Origin of the sequence: Kitasatospora sp. NPDC057015 (genome assembly GCF_042673745.1) — a bacterium.
Taxonomy (GTDB): Bacteria; Actinomycetota; Actinomycetes; order Streptomycetales; family Streptomycetaceae; genus Kitasatospora.
Map to the genome: position 1 here is coordinate 81,665 of NZ_JBHUSG010000033.1, position 16,126 is coordinate 97,790.

Annotated in this window: 16 protein-coding genes; 8 read left to right on the forward strand and 8 right to left on the reverse strand. The window is 73.1% G+C overall.

What is annotated here, in order from left to right:
• Positions 1-196: 196 nt before the first annotated feature.
• From adhE to pflA, 3 genes are all read left to right on the forward strand, one after another.
• Positions 197-2,911, forward strand: a complete 2,715-nt coding sequence (gene adhE, locus ACFTWP_RS26865) for a bifunctional acetaldehyde-CoA/alcohol dehydrogenase (RefSeq protein ID WP_380267431.1) — start codon at positions 197-199, stop codon at positions 2,909-2,911.
• Between the two features lie 95 nt (positions 2,912-3,006).
• Positions 3,007-5,274, forward strand: coding sequence for a formate C-acetyltransferase (gene pflB, locus ACFTWP_RS26870; protein WP_380267432.1), 2,268 nt, complete (start codon positions 3,007-3,009; stop codon positions 5,272-5,274).
• A gap of 20 nt (positions 5,275-5,294) precedes the next feature.
• Positions 5,295-6,071, forward strand: a complete 777-nt coding sequence (gene pflA, locus ACFTWP_RS26875) for a pyruvate formate-lyase-activating protein (protein ID WP_380267433.1) — start codon at positions 5,295-5,297, stop codon at positions 6,069-6,071.
• Between the two features lie 73 nt (positions 6,072-6,144).
• On the opposite strand, the gene ACFTWP_RS26880 is transcribed toward pflA, so the two are convergent.
• The 8 genes from ACFTWP_RS26880 to ACFTWP_RS26915 all read right to left on the reverse strand — a co-directional run bounded on the left by ACFTWP_RS26880 (position 6,145) and on the right by ACFTWP_RS26915 (position 11,304).
• Positions 6,145-6,678: a flavodoxin family protein gene (locus ACFTWP_RS26880; RefSeq protein ID WP_380267435.1), complete on the reverse strand. Its 534-nt coding sequence runs from the start codon at positions 6,676-6,678 to the stop codon at positions 6,145-6,147.
• 68 nt (positions 6,679-6,746) lie between these two features.
• Entirely contained in the window at positions 6,747-7,187 is a 441-nt protein-coding gene (locus tag ACFTWP_RS26885) for a universal stress protein (protein ID WP_380267436.1), read from the reverse strand.
• A complete protein-coding gene (locus tag ACFTWP_RS26890; protein ID WP_380267437.1) occupies positions 7,171-7,878 on the reverse strand; it encodes a CBS domain-containing protein in 708 nt (235 codons plus the stop codon). The genes ACFTWP_RS26885 and ACFTWP_RS26890 overlap by 17 nt, the downstream gene beginning before the upstream one ends.
• A complete protein-coding gene (locus ACFTWP_RS26895) occupies positions 7,872-8,888 on the reverse strand; it encodes an Acg family FMN-binding oxidoreductase (protein WP_380267438.1) in 1,017 nt (338 codons plus the stop codon). Before ACFTWP_RS26895 ends, ACFTWP_RS26890 begins: the two co-directional genes overlap by 7 nt.
• Positions 8,889-8,944: 56 nt before the next feature.
• Complete coding sequence (locus ACFTWP_RS26900) at positions 8,945-9,226, reverse strand: dsRBD fold-containing protein (RefSeq protein ID WP_380267439.1); 282 nt, start codon at positions 9,224-9,226, stop codon at positions 8,945-8,947.
• A gap of 238 nt (positions 9,227-9,464) precedes the next feature.
• The gene (locus ACFTWP_RS26905) at positions 9,465-9,908 is read right to left on the reverse strand and encodes a universal stress protein (protein ID WP_380267440.1); all 444 of its coding nucleotides are present in this window, start codon (positions 9,906-9,908) and stop codon (positions 9,465-9,467) included.
• 81 nt (positions 9,909-9,989) lie between these two features.
• Positions 9,990-10,670, reverse strand: a complete 681-nt coding sequence (locus ACFTWP_RS26910) for a CBS domain-containing protein (protein ID WP_380267441.1) — start codon at positions 10,668-10,670, stop codon at positions 9,990-9,992.
• Positions 10,671-10,800: 130 nt separating this feature from the next.
• Positions 10,801-11,304: a hydrogenase maturation protease gene (locus ACFTWP_RS26915; protein ID WP_380267442.1), complete on the reverse strand. Its 504-nt coding sequence runs from the start codon at positions 11,302-11,304 to the stop codon at positions 10,801-10,803.
• 167 nt (positions 11,305-11,471) lie between these two features.
• Between ACFTWP_RS26915 and ACFTWP_RS26920 the strand changes: the two genes are divergently transcribed.
• From ACFTWP_RS26920 to ACFTWP_RS26940, 5 genes are read left to right on the forward strand one after another with little or no spacing between them, the layout of a single operon-like run.
• Positions 11,472-12,638, forward strand: a complete 1,167-nt coding sequence (locus tag ACFTWP_RS26920) for a 4Fe-4S dicluster domain-containing protein (protein ID WP_380267443.1) — start codon at positions 11,472-11,474, stop codon at positions 12,636-12,638.
• Entirely contained in the window at positions 12,635-13,105 is a 471-nt protein-coding gene (locus ACFTWP_RS26925; protein WP_380267444.1) for a cyclic nucleotide-binding domain-containing protein, read from the forward strand. Before ACFTWP_RS26920 ends, ACFTWP_RS26925 begins: the two co-directional genes overlap by 4 nt.
• Positions 13,102-13,935 (forward strand): FAD/NAD(P)-binding protein, encoded by an 834-nt coding sequence (locus tag ACFTWP_RS26930; RefSeq protein ID WP_380267445.1) that lies wholly within the window; start codon positions 13,102-13,104, stop codon positions 13,933-13,935. The genes ACFTWP_RS26925 and ACFTWP_RS26930 overlap by 4 nt, the downstream gene beginning before the upstream one ends.
• Position 13,936: 1 nt before the next feature.
• On the forward strand, positions 13,937-14,725 hold the full coding sequence (locus ACFTWP_RS26935) for an oxidoreductase (RefSeq protein ID WP_380267446.1): 789 nt from the start codon (positions 13,937-13,939) through the stop codon (positions 14,723-14,725).
• Positions 14,722-16,101: a Ni/Fe hydrogenase subunit alpha gene (locus ACFTWP_RS26940; RefSeq protein ID WP_380267447.1), complete on the forward strand. Its 1,380-nt coding sequence runs from the start codon at positions 14,722-14,724 to the stop codon at positions 16,099-16,101. The genes ACFTWP_RS26935 and ACFTWP_RS26940 overlap by 4 nt, the downstream gene beginning before the upstream one ends.
• The last annotated feature ends 25 nt before the right edge of the window (positions 16,102-16,126 follow it).

A 16,126-nucleotide genomic window follows, 5' to 3' on the forward strand; every position in this document is an offset into this window, starting at 1 on the left:
CTCGGTGCCGGCCGGGCCAAGGCCACCGCGTGCCGCAGTGCCGGCGGGACCAACCACCCTGCGAACAAGGGACCTTCGGCCCGAAGGCCTGCCCCGTCCGGCCGGGCCCGGCGTGCCGCCGTCACGGAAAGCTGTGTGACGAGGCGCCGGGACGACCGGAAGAGCCCCCGGACGACGAACTGAAAGGTGGTTCACCATGCCCCGCAGCCCGCTGACCGCGAAGAGCGCCGAGCGTGCGAAGAGTGCCGAGCCCGCGCGGAGTTCGGTCATCGTGCCAACCGTCACCGAGCCCGCCGTTCCCGCCCCGTCGGCCCTTGTCGCGGCGGCCGCTGTGGATCGGCTGGTCTCCGACGCGACGACCGCACTGCGGGAGTACGCCTCCTACACCCAGGAGCAGGTCGACCACATCGTCAGGAAGGCCTCCCTGGCGGCGATCGCCGAGCACACCGGACTTGCGGTGCTGGCGGTGGAGGAGACCGGGCGCGGGGTGTTCGAGGACAAGGCGGTCAAGAACGTCTTCGCCTGCGAGAACGTCACCCACGTGATGGCCCGGACGAAGACGGTCGGGGTGGTGCGGAGGGACGAGATCGACGGGATCGTGGAGATCGCCGAGCCGGTCGGCGTGGTTGCCGGCGTCACACCGGTGACGAACCCGACCTCCACCACGATCTTCAAGTGCCTGCTCGCGCTGAAGACCCGCAACCCGATCGTCTTCGCCTTCCACCCCGCGGCGCAGCACTGCTCCGCCGAGGCGGCCCGGATCGTGCGGGACGCGGCGGTGGCGGCCGGGGCTCCGGCGCACTGCATCCAGTGGATCGGGCAGCCGTCGATGGCGGCCACCGAGGCCCTGATGAAGCATCCGGACGTCGCCACCATCCTCGCCACCGGCGGCAACGCGATGGTCAGGGCCGCCTACTCGTGCGGCAAGCCCGCCCTCGGCGTCGGCGCAGGCAACGTGCCCGCGTACATCGAGAAGAGCGCCGACCTCAAGCGGGCGGTCAACGACATCGTGCTGTCCAAGTCCTTCGACAACGGCATGATCTGCGCCTCCGAGCAGGCCGTCATCCTGGACGCGGAGATCCGGGACGCGGCGATCGCGGAGTTCCGTCGGCTGAAGGCCCACCTCGCCACCGGCGAGGAGAAGGTTCTGCTGGAGCGCCACCTCTTCGGCGCCGGAGAGGGGAACTCCTGCGCGGGCGACCGGCTGAACGCCGCGGTGGTGGGCCGCTCCGCCGCGCGGATCGCCGAGGCCGCCGGGTTCACCGTGCCCGCCGACACCTCCGTCATCCTGGTGGAGGCGGAGCGGGTCGGCCCCTCCGAGCCGCTGACGCGCGAGAAGCTGTGCCCGGTGCTGGCCGTGCTGACCGCCGGCTCACGCCGAAGCGGCATCGAACTCGCGGCGGCCATGGTGGAGTTCAACGGTCTCGGGCACTCCGCGGCGGTGCACACTGAGGACGCGGCGTTCGCCGAGGAGTTCGGACACGCGGTGAAGGCGTGCCGGATCATCTGGAACGCACCCAGCTCCCAGGGCGGGATCGGCGACGTCTACAACGCCTTCGTGCCCTCGCTCACGCTCGGCTGCGGCTCCTACGGCCACAACTCGGTGGCCGGCAACGTCTCCGCGCTGAACCTCGTCAACATCAAGCGGATCGGGCGGCGCAACACCAACATGCAGTGGTTCAAGGTCCCGCCGAAGATCTACTTCGAGCGCAACTCCGTCAAGTACCTGGCCGGCATGCCGAACGCCCACCGGATCGTCGTCGTCACGGACCGGACCATGGTGGAGGTCGGCCATCTGGAGCGGATCCGCGGCATCCTGGACCGGCGCCGCGAGCCGGTAGAGGTCAGGGTGGTCGACTTCGTCGAGCCCAACCCGAGCATCGACACCGTGCGCAGGGGCGCCGAACTGATGCGTGACTTCCGGCCCGACACCATCATCGCGCTCGGCGGCGGCTCGCCGATGGACGCCGCCAAGGTGATGTGGCTGATGTACGAGCACCCGGAGGTGGACTTCGCCGACCTGAAGGAGAAGTTCTTCGACATCCGCAAGCGCGCGTTCACCTTTCCCGACCTCGGCGAGAAGGCCAAGCTGGTCTGCATCCCGACCACTTCGGGCACCGGCAGCGAGGTCACCCCGTTCGCGGTCATCACGGACACCGCCACCGGCCAGAAGTACCCGCTGGCCGACTACGCCCTCACCCCGAGCGTCGCCATCTGCGACCCGGCGCTCACCACCCACCTGCCGGCCGCGGTCACCGCGGACACCGGCTTCGACGCCCTCACCCACTGCATCGAGACCTATGTCTCGGTCTACGCCAACGACTTCACCGACGGCCTGGCCCTCCAGGGCATCCGGCTGATCTTCGAGAACCTGGAGCGGGCCGTCACGGACGGGCCGAACGATCCCGTGGCCCGGGAGAAGATGCACAACGCCGGCACCATCGCCGGCATGGCCTTCGGCTCCGCCTTCCTGGGCGTCGTCCACGCCATGGCCCACACCCTGGGCGGCACCTTCCACATCGCCCACGGCCGCACCAACGCCCTGCTCCTGCCGCACGTGATCCGCTACAACGGCGCGGCGCCGGCCAAGGTCACCGGCTGGCCCAAGTACCAGAGCTACGTCGCCCCCGAGCGTTACCAGGACGTCGCCCGGACGCTCGGGCTGCCCGCCGACAGCCCGGAGCAGGGCGTCGAATCGCTGGCGTGCGCCGTCGAGGGACTGCGCGACCGGGTCGGCATCCCCCGCTCCTTCAAGGAGGCGGGGGTGGACGAGGCGGCCTTCCTGGCGGCCCTTCCGCAGCAGGTGATGAACGCCTACGAGGACCAGTGCGCCCCGGCCAACCCCCGGATGCCGATGCTCGACGACATGCGGCAGCTGATGCGCCAGGCCTACTACGGCCACCGGATCTGAGCACCGGCGGCCCCGCATCCGGAGCCGCCCCCGGCCGCGCGAACCGCCGGCCGGACCAGCGAGGTGCCGAGGGCACCGAAAGGGGAACAGCGACCATGACCACCGAGCAGGCGGAGACGACCGGCCGCAGTGCCTGGGCCGGATTCAAGGGCGGCCTGTGGCGCGACGCGATCGACGTCCGCGACTTCATCCAGCACAACTACACCCCGTACGAGGGCGACGGCGGCTTCCTGGCCGGCCCCACCGAGCGCACCACGGCGGTCTGGAAGAAGATCACCGACCGCTTCCCCGAGGAGCGGGCCAAGGGCGTGTACGACGTCGCCCACGACATCCCCTCCACCATCACCGCGCACGCCCCCGGCTGGATCGACCGCGACCGCGAGCTGATCGTCGGCCTGCAGACCGACGCCCCGCTGAAGCGCGCGATCATGCCGAACGGCGGCTGGCGGATGGTGGCCGGAGCCCTGGAGACCTACGGCTACCCGGTCTCCGCCGAACTGGCGACCGTCTTCACCACCTACCGCAAGACCCACAACGCGGGCGTGTTCGACGCCTACACCCCCGACATCCTGGCCGCCCGCCGGGCCGGGATCATCACCGGACTGCCGGACGCCTACGGCCGCGGCCGGATCATCGGCGACTACCGCCGGGTCGCGCTCTACGGGGTGGACCGGCTGATCGCGGCGAAGCGGGAGGAGAAGGCCGCACTGGACGCCGCACCGGCGGACCCCGGCCGACTGGAGGAGGTGATCCGCTCCCGGGAGGAGCTCGCCGAGCAGATCAGGGCCCTGAGCGAACTCAAGGAGATGGCCTCCGCCTACGGTCACGACGTCTCCGGCCCGGCGCGGACCGGGCGGGAGGCCGTCCAGTGGCTGTACTTCGCCTACCTGGCGGCCGTCAAGGAGCAGAACGGCGCGGCCATGTCGCTCGGCCGTACCTCCACCTTCCTCGACGTCTACCTCCAACGGGACATCGCCGAGGGCCGTTTGACCGAGAGCGGCGCCCAGGAGCTGGTCGACGACTTCGTCGTCAAGCTTCGGATCGTCCGCTTCCTGCGCACCCCGGAGTACGACCAGCTGTTCTCCGGCGACCCGACCTGGGTCACCGAGTCGATCGGCGGCATCGGCGAGGACGGCCGCCCGCTGGTCACCCGTACCTCGTTCCGCTACCTGCAGACCCTGTACAACCTGGGCCCGGCGCCCGAGCCGAACATGACGGTCTTCTGGTCACCGCGACTCCCGCGTGGGTTCAAGGACTTCTGCGCGAAGGCGTCGATCGACACCTCCAGCATCCAGTACGAGTCGGACGAGCTGATGCGCCCGCGGTTCGGCGACGACACCGCCATCGCCTGCTGCGTGTCGGCGATGGCGGTCGGTCGGCAGATGCAGTTCTTCGGCGCCCGGGTCAACCTCGCCAAGACGCTGCTCTACGCGATCAACGGCGGCCGGGACGAGATGTCCGGCGCCCGGGTCGGCCCGGACAGTGGCGCGCTCACCTCGGAGGTCCTCGACTACCAGGAGGTCATGGAGAAGCTCGACCGGCAGATGGACTGGCTGGCCGAGACGTACGTCCACGCCCTGAACGTCATCCACTACATGCACGACAGGTACGCGTACGAGCGCCTGGAGATGGCCCTGCACGACCGCGACGTGCGCAGGACCATGGCGTGCGGGATCGCCGGCCTCGCGGTCGCGGCCGACTCCCTCGCCGCCATCCGGTACGCGCGGGTCACCCCGGTGCGCGACGCGACGGGCCTGGCCACCGACTACCTGATCGACGGCGAGTACCCCGCCTACGGGAACAACGACGACCGCGCGGACTCGATCGCGGTCCAGCTGGTCGAGCGGTTCATGGCGAAGGTCCGCAGGCACCCCACCTACCGGGGCGCCGAGCACACCCAGTCCGTCCTGACCATCACCTCCAACGTCGTCTACGGGAGGAAGACCGGCAACACCCCCGACGGACGACGCTCCGGCGAACCCTTCTCGCCGGGCGCCAACCCGATGAACGGCCGGGACCGGCACGGCTACGTGAGCAGCGCGTTGTCGGTCGCCAAGCTGCCGTACGAGCACGCCCAGGACGGCATCTCGCTGACCAACACCGTCACCCCCGAGGCGCTCGGCCGCACCCCGCAGGAGCGGATCGCCAACCTGGCCGGGGTGCTGGACGGCTTCACGGCGGTGGGCGGATTCCACATGAACGTCAACGTGCTCGACCGCGCCACGCTGCTGGACGCGATGGAGCACCCGGAGAAGTACCCGCAATTGACCATCCGGGTCAGCGGCTACGCCGTCAACTTCGTCCGGCTGACCCGTGAGCAGCAGCTCGACGTGGTCAACCGCACCTTCCACGGCTCGCTGTAGCCGGCCCAGGAGGACTTCCCATGGCTGTCACGCTCGGCACCGCCATCCCGGTCGGGCCGCCCCCGGCCCGCACCGGCTCGGTGCACTCCTGGGACGTGTCCACCGGCGTGGACGGCCCGGGCACCCGGTTCGTGGTCTTCCTGGCCGGGTGCCCGTTGACCTGCCTCTACTGCCACAACCCGGACACCTGGCGGATGCTGGAGGGCACCCGCACCGGCGTCGACGCCGTGGTCGCCGAGGCCGCGAAGCACGCCGCCTTCATCCACGCGGCCGGCGGCGGCGCGACCCTCACCGGCGGCGAGCCACTGCTCCAACCCGCCTTCTGCGCCGAACTGTTCCACCGCTTCAAGCACGAGCTGGGGCTGCACACGGCGCTGGACACCTCCGGCTTCCTCGGCGCCCGGGCCGACGACCGGCTGCTGGCCGACGTCGACCTCGTCCTGCTCGACGTCAAGTCCTGGGACCGCGAGCTCTACCTGCGCCTCACGGGGCAACACCTGGAACCCACCCTGGACTTCGCCCGCCGGCTGGCCGACCTCGGCAAGGAGGTGTGGGTCCGCTTCGTGCTCGTTCCCGGGCTGACCGACGGGCCGGCGAACATGGAGGGCGTCGCGCAGTTCGCCGCCTCGCTCGGCAACGTCTCGCGGGTGGACGTCCTGCCCTTCCACACGCTGGGCGCCGCCAAGTACCGGGCCCGAGGGAGTCGCTTCCCGCTCGAAGGCACGCCGTCGCCGAGCGCTGAGCAACTGGAAGCAGCCAGGTCGGTGTTCGCCGGCCACGGCCTGCTCGCGGTGTGATGCGAGGGTGCCGTGCACCGCGGGCGGGGCGGCTGGGAACAGGTGGACTCCTGGGCGGCGGCCTGGCAGGTGATCAGGCCAGCGATGCTCCCCACGCCGCGGCCCGCTCGCGCTCGCCCGTGCGCAGCGCGCCGCCGGTGCCCTCCACGACGAATCCTTCGGGGGCGGCCACCAGGTCGTAGTGGTGGTGGGTCAGCCTGTGGGCGATCCCGTGGGCGGCTCCGCCGCTGAACAGCATGTCGGCACGGGTGTCGAAGGCGGCCCCGCGGGTGCCCGGTCGGGGCTTCGGGAGCGATCGGAACCAGGTCCGCAGCCCGGGGCCTGTGTCGGGCCCCGGGCCGCGCGAATCCGGCGCGTTCCCCGCGGGCGCCCCGGCGGCGGCGAGCCGGGCCATCCGGCGGCTCGGCCCTGAGCTCATCCCGTACACGTGGGTGGGCCCGCCGACCACCAGGAGATCCGCGCTGCCGGTCAGCTCCGGTCCCGCCGCGGCCACCGGGACGCACCGCACCACAGCGTCGGGCCGGGCGCCCCGCAGACCCTCGGCGATCGCCTCGGCGACGGTCCGGGTGTTGCCGTACACACTCTCGTACACGATCACTGCCTGCACGACCGCTCACCTCTGCGTGATCCGTCGAATCCGACGACGACCGGGCCGTCCACGATGTCCTCGGCCGGTCAGGTGCCGGTGCCGCGCACCACGACGACGGGGCAGGGCGCGTGTTCCACGCAGTGCCGGCTCACGGAGCCGAGCAGCGTCCCCGTGAAGCCGCCCAGCCCCCTGCTCCCGACCACCAGGAGGTGCGCCCCGCGGGCGGCCCGCAGCAGGACGTCCGCCGGGTGGCCGCACTCGGTGCGCTGCCGGACCGGGGGCAGGGTGGGGTCCTGCTCCCGCTTCACGGTGTCGGCCAGAGCCAGCCTGGCCGCGTCCTCGATCTCGGGCCCCGGGACGGACAGGCCCCAGCCGCTCATGGGCGGGTGGTCCCAGGCGGCGACGGCTTCGACCGAGCAGTCCTCCAGCCGTGCCTGTCGCTGGGCCCAGCGGAGCGCCGCCCGTGAGGAGGGCGATCCGTCGACGCCGACGACGACGGGGTGTGCGTTCTCAGGCGTGGTTCCCATGACGGACCTCCGCGTTCCGGTGTTGCTCGGGATGGGTGATGAGGGTCATCGGCTCGGGTGTCCGCCCCGTCCGGTCGGTGACCGACACGACGCCGTCCACGGACCGGCACAGACGCAGCACGATCGGTACGAGGTGCGGCGCTTCGATGGTGCCGCTCAGGACGACCCGGCCCTGTGCGACCTCCACACCGACGGCTGCCGGGCTCACGCCCGCCACGTGGCCGAGCACCTCCTCGACGATGTCCTGTCTGATGGCCCGGTCGTCCCGGAGGAACGCCTTGAGGAGGTCGCCGCGGCTCACCAGGCCCACGAGCCGGCCCTCCCCGTCCACCACCGGCAGCCTCTTGATGTGCCGGCCGGCCATCAGGCGGGCAGCGGCCACCACGGTGGCACCGGGTGCGACGCAGACGGCGGGGCTGGTCATCAACTGCTGCGCGGTGGCCGCCCCGGCCCTGTCCGGTCCTCCGGCCGGCGGCGGTTGCAGAGCGGTGGGGTCCTCCTGGGCCGACTGGGTGCGCAGGAGGTCCGCCTCTGACACGATGCCGACCGGCCGGTCGGCATCGTCCACGACCGGTACGGCGGTGATGCCGTACGCGTGGAGAAGCTCGACGATCGCGCGGAATCCCGTCGCCGGTGCGACGCGGACGACATCGCGGGTCATCACGTCCCGGACGGTGCGGTGCGTCAGCACGAGGACTCCCCGCCGGCACCTGCGGCCCGGTGACCCGTCAGGTCGAGGGTCTCGTCGACCGGGCGGCGTGGGGTGTCGGGTCCGGGCGGGCCGTAGCCGAGACGCAGCACGAGCTGGACGTGGCCGACCCCCTCGGCCGGGTCCCGCAGGCCCCAGCGGGTGTCGGGCCACTCGACGGCCTGGTGCAGGACGGAGGCGCGCAGGCCGTGGGTCGTCGCCAGCAGCCAGACGCGTTGCATGGCCTGGCCGGCGCGGAGCCAGTCGGCGGGTGCGTCGCCGTGGGTGGTGAGGAGGGCCAGCTGGGGCAGCGCCTCGAAGCGTTCGGGTGGCGTCGTGGGCAGCGTCCGGCGGGTGAAGCCGCGCATGGGCACCCGGGCGTCGCGGTCCTGCGGGCCGAGCGCCGCCGCGGGTATCCCGTCCGCGGCCTGTTCCTCCAGCCGTAGCCAGCTGCGGGTCTCGGCCATCCGCGCCAGGTCGGCGCCGGTGCGGCGCTCGGCGTCGGTGGTGAGGGCGAGCACACGGCGCACCCCGTCCTCCTCCAGGGGGGACAGCACCGCCCCTTCGCCGAGGGCCGCCGCCGTCAGCTCGCCGAGGACGGCCTCGGGCACGTCGCGGTTGCTGAACGGCCGGCGGCTGGAGTGGCGATGCCGGATCGCCTCGAACAGCTCCGGCCCGAACGCAGGCGCCGACGGCGCTGGGCGGGAGAGAGCGATCTCGGCCGCCAGGTCCGGTTCGGCCGGGTCGGGGAGGATCCGCACCTCCGGGTCCCGTCCGAGCCGCAGCGCGGCGACTCGCAGGTTGAACAGCGCCGCCCCCACCGAGATGTGCAGCGCCCGGCCGTCCGGGTCGGTCAGTGGTACGGCCCGTTCGCGGTCGAGGTACACCCGCACGGCGGGCGAGCCGGGTACGGGGACGAAGCGCCACGGCTGGCTGTTGTGCAGTGAGGGCGCCGTGCCGGCGGCGGAGGCCAGGAACCGCAGCTGGGTCAGGGTCAGTGCTTGCTCGTCCATGGTGGACCGCTCCCTGGTGGGACTCGCTCCGTCGAGGGTGGGCGGCCGGCCCGGCGTCATGAGCGGAGGCCGGGGTCGAGGGCCGCGGTGTCGGTCTCTCCCGCGCGCAGCAGCTGGTGACCGAGGTCGACCAGGGCGCGCCCCGCCGCGAACTCGTCGCCGATCTCGGGGACGTCCGGGTCGTTGGGGCTGCGCCGCGCGGTGGCGCGGCTGCGGAGGGTGTTGTCGCCGGTGTCGAGGACGGCGTGCACGGTGGTGAGGTCGCCGTCCTCGAACACCTGCAGGTGCAGCGTCCACTGCTTGGTCCGGTGCTGCTCGATGCTGCCGGTGGCGGTCATGTCCGGGACGTCCTTCCGGTCGGTCTTCCGGGCTGCGCGGGGTGTCGGCACCCGTTTCCTCTTCCGGTCCCGCCTTCATCCTGCTCCGCATCCGGATTGCGGACATGGGCCCTCCGGCCCCAAACACCCGCCGGACGGCCCGGTCGTGACGCGGGCCCGGCGCTGCCGCCACCGTCGCCCGTCGTCGCGGCCGGCGAGCCGGGCCGGGCGGCGGTCGGGTCCGGGGGAGGTCCGCTGATCATCCGGCGCCGTCGCGGAGCACCACGACCGGGCACGACGCGTGCTGCGCGCAGTACTGGCTCACCGACCCCAGCAGGGCGGCGCCGAACCCGCCGCGGCCCCGGTTGCCCACCACGAGCAGGTCGGCCCCCCGTGAGCGCTCGACCAGCACCTCGGCGGCGTTCCCCGGCAGAGCCGTCGTGCGGACCTCCGCCGGCCGGACCCAGCCGAAGGCACGGGCGACCACCTGGTCCAGCACCTTCCCGGCGGCACGGCCGAGCTCCCGGTCCACCGACATCGGCGCCCGCCCGTACACCGTCGGCAGGGCCCAGCAGATCACCGCATCGACCGGATCGCCGGTCAGCCGTGCCTGGGTGACGGCCCACCGCAGGGCCTGTTCGGACGAGGGGGAGCCGTCCACGCCGACCACGATCCGCTGCCCCGCCGGTGTCACCCTGTGCATCGCGCTTCCTCGTTCTCGGCCGTGGCCGGGCGGACCGGCCGCGGTGTCTGTCGGACGGTCGGCCGGGCCGGTCAGGGGACTTCAGGCGGTCGGCGCGGTGGCCCGGGCCGGTGATGCCGTCGAGGGGTGTTCGATGGCCTGGTGGACGGAGACCACACCGTCGACCGACGCGCAGAGGCGCTCCACCACGGGGATCAGGCCGGACTCCTCGACCCGCCCGGCCAGGGTCACGACACCGTCCCGGACGGTGACCCGTACGGCGCCGGGAGCGAGGTGCAGGGTCCGGTCGAGGATGTCGCGGGCGATCTCCTCACGGATGGCCGTGTCGTGCCGGAGGAAGAGCCGCAGGAGGTCGGAGCGGCTGACGATACCGGTGAGCCGCCCGGCCTCGTCGACGACGGGCAGGCGCTTGATCCGCTCGCGGTCCATGGTCCGGGCGGCTTCGACGATGCTCCATTCGGGGCGCGCGCAGACCGCCGGGCTGGTCATCAGGTCCTCCGCGGTCTCGGCCGCGGTCACGGCGCTGACGCGGGAGTCCGCCGGGAGGCTGACCGTGTGGCCCTGCGGGTCGGGGAGGTGTGCCTGCGTGCGGAGCAGGTCCGCCTCCGAGACGATCCCGAGCGGTTGGTCCCGGTCGTCGACCACCGGGACGGCGGCGATGCCGTTGCGTTCGAAGAGTTCGGCGATCTCCTTGAACGGGGTGTCGGGCCGTGCGGTGACGACCCCGTGGGTCATCACGTCGCGGACGGTGCGGTGCTGCATGGTCCTCACTCCTTCGCCGGGGGCCTTCCTGCTCTCACACTGTCCGCCTGCCGCGCCGCCCCGGACAGGGCCGTTCGGGCCCTGTCCGGCGGGCCGGCGGGCACCGTACGGCCCTCGGCCCGTACGGCTCTCAGCGGTTGCCGACTCCGTCGTGGTGCCGCGCGATCTGCTGCGCGATCTGTTCGGCCAGGCGCGCCGCGGCGGCCTCGACCGGAGCCGACAGACCCGCTCCCGGGGAGCAGTCGGCTCCCTCCACGGCGTAGACGATCAGCCGGCGCGGCAGGTGGTCCAGTTCGCGGGCCAGTTCCACGGCATCGCCGAGGCCGAGCCCGTGGGAGCTCGTCGCGCGGTCGGCCGCTGCGATCCGCCCGTCGTCCATCACGAGGCGGTGCACCCGGCCGGGCTGCCCGGGGTGGGTGTGCGCGGCGTCCACGACGATCGCGAGGTCCGCCCCGTCCCAGTGGGAGATGAGCCTGGCGGGGTCGCCGTCGCACACCACGAGCGAGGTCCGGCCCGGCAAGGGGCGCGTTCGGGCGTGTTCCGCCAGCCGGGCGACGACGGCCCAGCCGACACCGTCGTCACGCCGGTACTCGTTGCCGACACCGATGACGGTGACGCGGGCAGTGGTAGTCACCCCACCTGCCCTTCCCGCTCGTACCGGCCCCGAGCCGCGTCGGGCCCCGGCGAGGCCCGCACGAGCTCGCCGGAGAGCCACCTGGAGCACACCGGACCGGTCTTCCCCTGCCGGGGCGCGCCGTCCTCCCCATACTGGGCAGCGGGGGCATCGGCCTGGGAGGTTGGGTGGCGACGGACGCCGGCGGCTCGGCGGTGATCGACAAGGACGGCCTGGACGCGTTGGTCGCGGTCCTCGCCGGCCGCGGCCGCACGGTCATCGGCCCGACCGTGCGGGACGGGGCGATCGTGCTGGCGGAGCTCGGCTCCGGGGCGGACCTGCCCTTCGGGTGGGGGGTCGAACTGGAGGCCGGAACGTACCGGCTTCGGGCCCGCGAGGACGGCGCCGCCTTCGCGCACAGCGCGGGGCCGCAGTCCTGGAAGAACTTCCTGCATCCGCCGCGGGTGCGGGAATGGAGCGCCGACCGTGGCGCCGACGGCGACCTCGTCGTCACCGAGGACACCGCTGCACCTCCGTCGTACGCCTTTCTCGGGGTGCGCCCCTGTGACCTGCGGGCCATCGCGATCCAGGACCGGGTGCTGACCGGGGGCAGGCACACCGACCAGGCCTACCGCGGGCGCCGCGAGCGGGCCTTCCTGGTGGCGGTGGAGTGCACGGAGCCGGGCGCCACCTGCTTCTGCGTGTCGATGGGAACCGGCCCCGCCGCCGGGCCCGGCTTCGACCTGGCGCTGACCGAGGTGCTGGACGCCGAAGGCCACCGCTTCCTGGTGCGCGCGGGGAGCGAGGAGGGTGAGTCGGTGCTGGCCGGCCTTCCGCGGAGCCCGGCCGACCCCGCGACCCGGAGGGCGGCGCGCGAGCGCGTGGCCGAGGCGGCGGACCGGATGGGCCGCAGCATGCCGCCGGTGGACCTGCGGACCCTGATGCGCGAGACCCTCACGGCCGAACGCTGGGACGACGTCGCGGCCCGCTGCCTGACCTGCGGCAACTGCACCATGGTCTGCCCGACCTGCTTCTGCACCAGCACCGAGGACGTCACGGACCTGACCGGTGACCACGCCGAGCGCTGGCGGCACTGGGAGTCGTGCTTCGACCTCGACTTCTCCCACCTCCCCAGCGGCTCAGTCCGGGAGTCGCCGCGCAGCCGCTACCGCCAGTGGGCCACCCACAAACTCGGCACCTGGTTCGACCAGTTCGGCAGCTCGGGCTGTGTCGGTTGCGGGCGCTGCATCGTGTGGTGCCCGGTCGGCATCGACATCACCGAGGAGGCTCACGCGCTCCACCGGGAGCGGGAGAGCCGGGTCGGCCGCCCGCCGGGTCCGGAGAACCCGTCATGACCACTTCGCCGCACGGCTTCCTCGGCGCCCTGCCGCCCGCCCACCGGGACAGGCTGGCCGCGTTCGCCCACGAGGTCGAGATCCCCGCGGGCGCCCGGATCTTCGAGGAGGGCGGGGCCGCGGACCGGTTCTGGATCATCCGCTCGGGGGGCGCGGCACTGGACCTCCACGTCCCGGGCCGGCGGCCACCCGTCGTGGAGACCCTCGGCGAAGGCGATCTGCTCGGCTGGTCCTGGCTGTTCGAGCCCTACCGGTGGCACCTGGGTGCCCAGGCCCGCGGCACCCTGCGGGCCGCCGAGTTCGACGCGGGGCGCGTCCGTGCCGCGTGCGGGCAGGACCCGGCGTTCGGCCTGGCGGTGACCGGCGCCGTCGCAGCGGTGATCGCCCGTCGGCTGAAAGCCACCCGCACCCGCCTGCTCGACCTCTACGGGCCACCCGGCGCCGGGGCCGGCGGAGGTGACGGATGACGGCGCCCGGTGCGACGGCGCGCTCCGCCGAGCCCCCGGTTCCCTACCGGGTCGCCGCCCGCGCGGTCGAGGCGCCGGGCATCGCCACGATCGTGCTGGAGCCCGTCCGATCGGCCCTGCCACCCTTCGTACCCGGGCAGTTCGCGATGGTGTACGCGTTCGGCGTCGGTGACATCCCGCTGTCGGTCAGCGCGATCGACGGCGACCGGCTGACGCACACCGTCCGCAGCGTCGGTGCGGTCTCCGCCGCCCTGCACGGGCTGGAGGCCGGAGCCACGGTCGCGGTGCGCGGCCCGTTCGGTACGGACTGGGAGCTCCCCGCCGCCGCCGGCCGCGACCTGCTGGTCGTCGCGGGCGGCATCGGCCTGGCACCACTGCGCCCACTGGTACGCGCCGCTCTCGCCGCACCGGGGGAGTACGGGCGGCTGAACGTCCTGATCGGCTCCCGCACCCCGCGGGACCTGCTCTACGCCGGGGAGACCCGGGCATGGGCGCCGCGGGCCCGCGTGCTGGTCACCGTCGACCGACCGGACGTGCGGTGGAGCGGGGAGGTCGGTGTCGTCACCGCCCTGCTCGACCGCGCCGCCTTCGACCCGGGCACGACGGCGGCCTTCGTCTGCGGCCCCGAGCCGATGATCCGCGCCACCGCGGCCGAGCTGGTGCACCGCGGCGCCGATCCCGGCCGGATCATGGTCTCGTTGGAGCGGACCATGCACTGCGCCACCGGCCACTGCGGACACTGCCAGCTCGGGCCACTCCTGCTGTGCCGCGACGGCCCCGTGGTCAGTTGGACCACCGCCGAACCGCTCCTCCTGGTCAGGGAGCTGTGAGATGAACGGCGAACCCCGTCGGCGTCCCAGGCTCGCGGTCTGGAAGTTCGCCTCCTGCGACGGCTGCCAGCTCACCCTGCTGGACTGCGAGGACGAACTGCTCGGCCTCGCCGAGCAGGTGGAGATCGCGCACTTCCTGGAGGCCTCCAGCGCGAGCGCGCCGGGCCCGTACGACCTGTCCCTGGTCGAGGGCTCGGTGACCACCGCGCAGGACGTCGAGCGGATCCACCACATCCGCGCCGTCTCCCGGCGCCTGGTGACCATCGGCGCCTGCGCCACCGCCGGCGGCGTCCAGGCGCTGCGCAACTACGCCGACGTGGCCGAGTTCCAGGCCGCCGTCTACGCCCGCCCCGACTACGTCGCGACACTCGCCACCTCCACCCCGATCAGTGCCCACGTCCCCGTCGACTTCGAACTGCGCGGCTGCCCGATCGACCGCCGCCAGCTCCTGGAGGTCATCACCGCCCACCTGGCCGGGCGCCGACCGGCCGTCCCCGCGCACAGCGTCTGCTTCGAGTGCAAGCAGCGCGGCACGGTCTGTGTGACGGTCGCCCACGGCACCCCCTGCCTCGGGCCGGTCACCCACGCCGGCTGCGGCGCCATCTGCCCCGCCTACGGACGCGGCTGCTACGGCTGCTTCGGCCCGAGCGACTCCACCAACTTCCCCGCCTTCGTCCCGCTGCTGCGCCGTGACGGCATGGACACCCTCGACGTGGTGCGGGTCCTGCGCACCTTCAACACCGCCGCGCCCGAGTTCGACGCGGCTGCACGGAAGGAGCTGGAACAGTGACCCATCGCGGCTCCAGGGTGCTGCACGTCGGAGCCCTCTCCCGGGTCGAGGGCGAGGGCTCCCTGCACCTGCGGATCCGGGGCGACGAGGTCACCGAGGCGCGGCTGGCCGTCTACGAACCCCCGCGGTTCTTCGAGGCCTTCCTGCGTGGACGCTCCCACACCGAACCGCCCGACATCACCTCCCGGATCTGCGGGATCTGCCCGGTCGCCTACCAGCTGAGCGCCTGCCGCGCCATCGAGGACGCCTGCGGTGTCACCGTGGACGGCCAACTGGCCGCCCTGCGACGGCTGATCTACTGCGGCGAATGGATCGAGAGCCACACCCTGCACGTCCACCTGCTCCACGCGCCCGACTTCCACGGCTGCGCGAACGTCGTCGAACTGGCCCGGTCCAGGCGGGCCGACGTCGAGCGGGGACTGCGGCTCAAACAGGCGGGAAACGCGATCATCGAGCTGCTCGGCGGCCGGGCCGTCCACCCGGTCAACGTCCGCCTGGGCGGCTTCCACCGAGTGCCCAGCAGGTCCGAACTGCGGCCCCTGGAGGAACAGTTGCGCAGGGCCCGGGAGGACGCCGCGCTCACCGTACGCTGGGTGGCCGGCTTCGACTTCCCCGAAGCCGGGTGCGACCACGACCTGCTCGCCCTGGCCGAGCCCGACCGCTACGCCATCGAGTCGGGCACGCCGACCGTCATGCCCGCCCCGCACACCGCCGGGCTGCCCGCCACCAGCCGGCGAGCACTGCCCACCCGCACCTTCGGCGTCCGCGAGTTCGGCGACCACGTGGTCGAGAGGCAGGTCCCGCACTCCACCGCCCTGCACGCCCGGCTGGACGGCCGCCGCCACCTGACCGGCCCGCTCGCCCGGTACGCGATCAGCGGACACCTGCTGTCCCCGATCGCCCTCCAGGCCGCCCAGGACGCGGGGCTCGGCGACCCGCGGCAGGGAGACGTCTGCCGCAACCCCTACCGCAGCATCGTCGTCCGGGCGATCGAGGTGCTGTACGCCGTCGACGAGGCGCTGCGCCTGATCGACGCCTACGAGCCCCCGCCGAGCCCCTGCCTGGACGTACCGCCACGCGCCGGCACCGGGCACGGCGCGACCGAGGCGCCACGTGGCCTGCTCCACCACCGCTACACCCTCGACGCCGAGGGAACCGTCACCGAAGCCGTCCTGGTCCCGCCGACCGCGCAGAACCAGGACGCGATCGAGGAGGACCTCCGCCGCACCGTGCAGGAACACCTGCGGTCGGGGGATCCCAGCGACGCCGAGCTGACCGTGCTGTGCGAGCGGGCCGTCCGCAACCACGATCCGTGCATCTCCTGCTCCACCCACTTCCTCGACCTCACGGTCGACCGGGCCGGGGGCGGCGGCTGACCGTCCCGCGCCCGAGGCCCGGCGG